General features: G+C 60.4%; 1 protein-coding gene and 1 pseudogene. One reads left to right on the forward strand and one right to left on the reverse strand.

Translation table 11 applies throughout. From position 1 onward, the window contains the following. Positions 1 to 288: pseudogene (locus CFY91_RS15705) on the forward strand (hypothetical protein); the annotation flags it as partial. A 17-nt stretch (positions 289 to 305) separates the two neighbouring features. On the opposite strand, the gene CFY91_RS15710 reads toward CFY91_RS15705, so the two are convergent. After that, on the reverse strand, positions 306 to 762 hold a 457-nt coding region (locus CFY91_RS15710; RefSeq protein WP_133063711.1), incomplete at its 5' end, for a sensor histidine kinase.

Consider the following 762-nt stretch of genomic DNA (forward strand, 5'->3'; position numbering starts at 1 on the left):
GATGGCCAGGTGCGCGCCGAAGCCCGCCTACTACTTAGTCGCAGTCTGCGCGGCAAGCTCAAGGAAGCGCATGCGCTGGTCTACGACGATCTGGAAAGCGACAGCGTCGAGCGCTGGGTGGAGCGTGTCCAGCGCCTATCCAGCCTGGGACTTGAAGAAGAAGCCAGCGAGCTGGAACAGAGCCTGATCGAGTTGACGCGTAACGACCCCGAACTACAGGCAGAGTTCATCCAGCTGCTGTTGAACAAGGCCGGACGCATTGCCGTTGATCCAGGCGAAGGCGACTAGCCCTTTCTCCAAGGCGCTTAAGCGCCAAACGCTGGCAACTCGCGGGGCAGGCTGAGACGAAAATGAACGCCCTGCCCGGGCTGCGAACTGAACTCCAGCTTGCCGCCCAGTTTACGGGTTACCAGGTTGTAAACAATGTTCAGGCCCAACCCGGAACCGCCGCTGCCACGTTTGGTGGTAAAGAACGGCTCGAAAATGCGCTCGCGCAAAGACTCCGGCACACCACAACCATTGTCACGGTAGTCCAACAACACCTGCTCGCTCTGCTCTTGTAGGCGAATCTCGATCAGCGGGGCGGCCTGATCCGCAAACGCATGCCGCACACTGTTGAGAATCAGGTTGGCCAGCACCTGGGTCAGCACACCTGGCAGGCTGTTCATCTGCAGTCCCGACGGGCACTCAAGCAGCGGCTCTACCGGTACTTTGCGGGTCTCCGGATGCAGGCTGGCAATCAGCGCACGCAGCACCTGTTCG

This window comes from Pseudomonas fluvialis (assembly GCF_002234375.1).
Classification (GTDB): domain Bacteria; phylum Pseudomonadota; class Gammaproteobacteria; order Pseudomonadales; family Pseudomonadaceae; genus Aquipseudomonas; species Aquipseudomonas fluvialis.